This is a genomic window from Martelella sp. (assembly GCF_984369615.1).
The window spans coordinates 1-4,349 of record NZ_CFHTCS010000358.1 but is presented as its reverse complement, the minus strand read 5'-3'; the positions used below and the strand labels follow the sequence as shown (position 1 = coordinate 4,349).

Genomic DNA, 4,349 nt, shown 5'->3' with positions numbered 1-4,349 from the left:
AAGCTGCATGCCGATCCACGAGCCGAAGGAATAGCCGGCGACCCAGCAGGTCTTCGAATCGGGATGCAGGCTCTGCACCCAGTCAAGCGCTGCGGCCGCGTCCGAAAGCTCGCCCGAGCCGTGGTCGAATTCGCCCTGGCTGCGGCCGATGCCGCGGAAATTGAAGCGCAGTGTGGTGAAGCCGCGCTTCTGGAACATGTAGAAGAGCTCGTAGACGATCGGGTTGTTCATCGTCCCTCCGAACCGCGGATGCGGGTGCAGGACGATGGCGATCGGGGCGTTCTTCTCCTTGGACGGCTGGTAGCGGCCTTCAAGGCGACCGGCCGGACCGTTGAAAATCACTTCAGGCATTGGCTCTCCGGAAAAATCGGTTCAAACTTTCAAGACTGCTTGCGCAAGTCGCGTTGACTTGACTAATTGGCTCAGCTTTCCTACAAGCAGTTTAGAATGGTTCGAAAATAGAAGTCATCTCGTGCTGGGCTCAAATAGGGCAAGCCGCGTAAGGATTTCAAGGAAAATGCGTCGCAGGCCGTCATCGCCTGCCGAATTAGGGACGATATGGGCACCGACAGGATCTATCTCGACTGGAATGCGACCGCGAAGCTTCTGCCGGAAGCCCGCGCCGCGCTGCTCGAGGGGCTGGAGCTTGCCGGCAATCCGTCCTCCGTGCATCAGGAGGGCCGCGCGGCCCGCGCGGCGGTGGAGAAGGCCCGCCGCCAGGTGGCCGGACTGGTCGCCGCCGATCCCGCCCATGTGGTGTTCACCTCGGGCGCAACCGAAGCAGCGAATACCGTTCTGACGCCGGATTTCCGCATGGGGCGCAGTCCGGTTCGGCTTGGCGGTCTTTATGTCTCGGCGATTGAGCATCCGGCTGTCCATGAGGGCGGCCGCTTTCCGGCGGACATGCGCCGCGAGATTCCCGTTGGCGCGGATGGCGTCGTCAGGCTGGATGCGCTGGAAGACCTGCTTGGCGAACATGATGCCGATGCGGGCCTGCCGATGGTCGCGATCATGCTGGCAAACAGCGAGACCGGCATTCTTCAGCCGGTTGCCGACGCGGCGAGGATCGTTCATGCCCATGGCGGCCTTCTGGTGGTCGACGCCGTTCAGGCGGTCGGCCGTCTTCCGATTTCGCTCGAGGCCCTGGGTGCCGATTTCCTGATCCTCTCGGCCCACAAGATCGGCGGACCGAAAGGCGTCGGCGCGCTTGTCTCCCGCGGCGAAACGCTGATGCCTTCTCCGCTCATCCGCGGCGGCGGGCATGAGAAGGGGCACCGTTCGGGCACGGAAAACATTCCCGGCATTCTGGGATTCGGCGCAGCCGCGGCCTTTGCCGTTGAAGGTCTCGATGCGCGCAATGCGAGGATTGCCGCGCTTCGCGACCGGCTGGAGGCCGGCATGCGGGTCGCCGCGCCGGACGTCGTTATTTATGGCGAAGGCGGAGAACGCGTGCCCAACACCACGGCCTTCACGCTTCCGGGGCAGAAGGCGGAAACCGGGCAGATTGCCTTTGACCTGGAGGGCATCGCGCTTTCGGCAGGCTCCGCCTGTTCGTCCGGCAAGGTCGGCGAAAGCCATGTGCTGAAGGCGATGGGGCGCGACCCGCGTCTCGGCGCGCTGCGTATCTCGCTGGGATGGGATACGACCGACGCCGATATCGACCGGGCGATTGCGGCATTCGCGAAAATTGCCGGGCGCCGCAAACAAACGGGCGCCGCCGCCTGAAGATTTGACAAAACGCAAGCGAAACGGGGTGCAAATCCCGTTTGCCTTGACTACATAAGGCGGTATAGCCGCTTTGGTACACGTTAAACCGCCGGGCCTTGAACCCGGTCATGAGTGGAGTGAACATATGGTTGCCGTTAAGGAAACCGTCGATCAGGTCGCCGAGATCGACGTCGATCAGTATAAATACGGTTTCGAAACGATGATTGAGGTGGATAAGGCGCCCAAGGGCCTGTCCGAGGACATCATCCGTTTCATTTCCCACAAGAAGAACGAGCCGGACTGGATGCTGGAATGGCGTCTTCAGGCCTATCGCCGCTGGCTTACAATGGAAGAGCCGAGCTGGGCGCGGGTGAACTACCCGAAGATCGATTTCAACGATCTCTATTACTACGCTGCGCCGAAATCGGTCACCGGGCCGAAGACGCTGGACGAGGTCGACCCGGAACTGCTGGCGACCTATGAGAAGCTCGGCATTCCGCTGCAGGAGCAGGAACTGCTTGCCGGCGTGCAGGAACTCCAGCACCAGCCGAAAAGCCGCGTCGCGGTCGATGCCGTGTTCGATTCGGTCTCGGTCATCACCACCTTCAAGAAGGAACTCGCGAAAGCCGGCGTGATCTTCATGTCGATTTCTGAGGCTATGCGCGAATATCCAGACCTGGTGAAGAAATATCTGGGCTCGGTCGTGCCCCAGGGCGACAATTTCTACGCTGCGCTGAACTCGGCCGTCTTTACCGATGGCTCCTTTGTCTTCGTTCCCAAGGGCGTTCGCTGCCCGATGGAGCTTTCGACCTATTTCCGCATCAACGAGAAGAACACCGGCCAGTTCGAGCGCACGCTGATCATCGCCGAGGAGGGGGCCTATGTCTCCTATCTGGAAGGCTGCACCGCGCCGCAGCGCGATGAAAACCAGCTTCACGCCGCCGTCGTCGAACTGATTGCGCTGGATGATGCCGAGATCAAGTATTCCACCGTCCAGAACTGGTTCCCGGGCGACAAGGAAGGCAAGGGCGGCATCTACAATTTCGTCACCAAGCGCGGCGATTGCCGGGGCGACAATTCCAAGATCTCCTGGACGCAGGTCGAGACCGGTTCGGCGATCACCTGGAAATACCCCTCCTGCCTGCTGCGCGGCGACAATTCGCGCGGCGAGTTCTATTCGATCGCCGTTTCCAACGGTCACCAGCAGATCGACAGTGGCACCAAGATGATCCATCTCGGCAAGAACACGTCGAGCCGCATCATCTCCAAGGGCATTTCAGCGGGCTTTTCCAACAACACCTATCGCGGCCAGGTTTCGGCCCACCGCAAGGCGGAAAACGCGCGCAACTTCACCCAGTGCGACAGCCTGCTGATCGGCGACAAGTGCGGCGCGCATACCGTGCCCTATATCGAGGCCGGCAATTCCTCCGCCCGCTTCGAGCACGAGGCGACGACGTCGAAGATCTCCGAGGACCAGCTGTTCTACTGCATGCAGCGCGGCATTCCGGAAGAAGAGGCGATCGCCCTCATCGTCAACGGCTTCGTCCGCGAGGTCATCCAGGAACTGCCGATGGAATTCGCGGTCGAGGCGCAGAAGCTGATCGGGATTTCGCTGGAAGGTTCGGTCGGCTGATTGCGATGGGCATCAAATCGTGGCTGCAAAATAAGGCGACTAAGTCCCAACGAAACGAAGTCGAAACGTTTCTTGTTTCGCTGCGGGGCGCTGATCCGGAAGTGCTGGATCATGTTTTGGCGTCAACCATGTATTATGCTGCCTATTTTGAGGCGCGAGGCAAAAACGTCTACGAAATGGGCCAGTGGATATTCCAGAAAGATTATATGTTCTTTCCGGTGGAAGTCGGCCAAATGATTAAAGCCCAGCAAAAACAGAACACGACGTCGTCTACTCCTGGTCTGATGGTTTGGCTGTTTTCTGCAAGAGCCTTGTTGGAACCACAGCTCAGGCTGACGGGGCGAGAAGTTTGGGCAGAACTAGCCAGAGCTACCGATCTGAGTGAGGCATTAGCTGATGAGATGCGAAGGGCAACTATCATGAACGGCGCACTCGAGATTTCAGATCGTATTTTCGATAAAGACCTCGTTCCGCTTGGCCTGGAGAATCTGGAACGCTGAACGAAAACTAGTGACCAATAATTGGTGAATATCCCAAGGGTGGTCATTTCGTCAAAGGACAAAAAAATGCTTGAGATCAAGAACCTGCACGCACGCATCGCCGAGGACGGCACGGAGATCATCAAGGGTCTCGACCTGACCATCCGGGATGGCGAGGTTGCAGCCATCATGGGCCCGAACGGCTCCGGCAAGTCGACGCTCTCCTATATTCTCGCCGGCCGCGAGGACTACGAGGTGACCGAGGGCGAGGTGCTCTATAACGGCGAGAACATTCTGGAGCTCGATGCCGCCGAGCGCGCCGCCAAGGGCCTGTTTCTCGCCTTTCAGTATCCGGTCGAAATTCCGGGCGTCGCCACCATGCAGTTCCTGAAGGTGGCGATCAACGAGCAGCGCAAGGCGCGCGGCGAGGCCGAGCTTTCCACGCCCGACTTCATGCGCAAGGTCAAGGAAGGCGCCGCCGAGCTGAAGATCGATTACGAGATGCTGAAGCGGCCGCTGAATGTCGGCTT

The 4,349-nt window shown here is 59.6% G+C and carries 5 protein-coding genes; 4 read left to right on the top strand and 1 reads right to left on the bottom strand.

Annotation, left to right across the window (positions count from 1 at the left end; genetic code table 11):
• On the bottom strand, window positions 1–351 hold a 351-nt coding region (locus AC5DC2_RS20120), incomplete at its 3' end, for an alpha/beta hydrolase (protein ID WP_491699763.1).
• Between the two features lie 207 nt (window positions 352–558).
• On the opposite strand from AC5DC2_RS20120, the gene AC5DC2_RS20115 reads away from it, so the two are divergent.
• From AC5DC2_RS20115 to AC5DC2_RS20100, 4 genes are all read left to right on the top strand, one after another.
• Window positions 559–1,725: a cysteine desulfurase family protein gene (locus AC5DC2_RS20115; RefSeq protein ID WP_491699762.1), complete on the top strand. Its 1,167-nt coding sequence runs from the start codon at window positions 559–561 to the stop codon at window positions 1,723–1,725.
• Window positions 1,726–1,852: 127 nt separating this feature from the next.
• Window positions 1,853–3,340, top strand: a complete 1,488-nt coding sequence (gene sufB, locus AC5DC2_RS20110) for a Fe-S cluster assembly protein SufB (RefSeq protein WP_491699761.1) — start codon at window positions 1,853–1,855, stop codon at window positions 3,338–3,340.
• A gap of 5 nt (window positions 3,341–3,345) precedes the next feature.
• Entirely contained in the window at window positions 3,346–3,840 is a 495-nt protein-coding gene (locus tag AC5DC2_RS20105) for a hypothetical protein (protein WP_491699760.1), read from the top strand.
• A 66-nt stretch (window positions 3,841–3,906) separates the two neighbouring features.
• Window positions 3,907–4,349, top strand: a 443-nt coding sequence (locus AC5DC2_RS20100; RefSeq protein ID WP_491699759.1) for an ABC transporter ATP-binding protein, incomplete at its 3' end; no start/stop codon positions are given.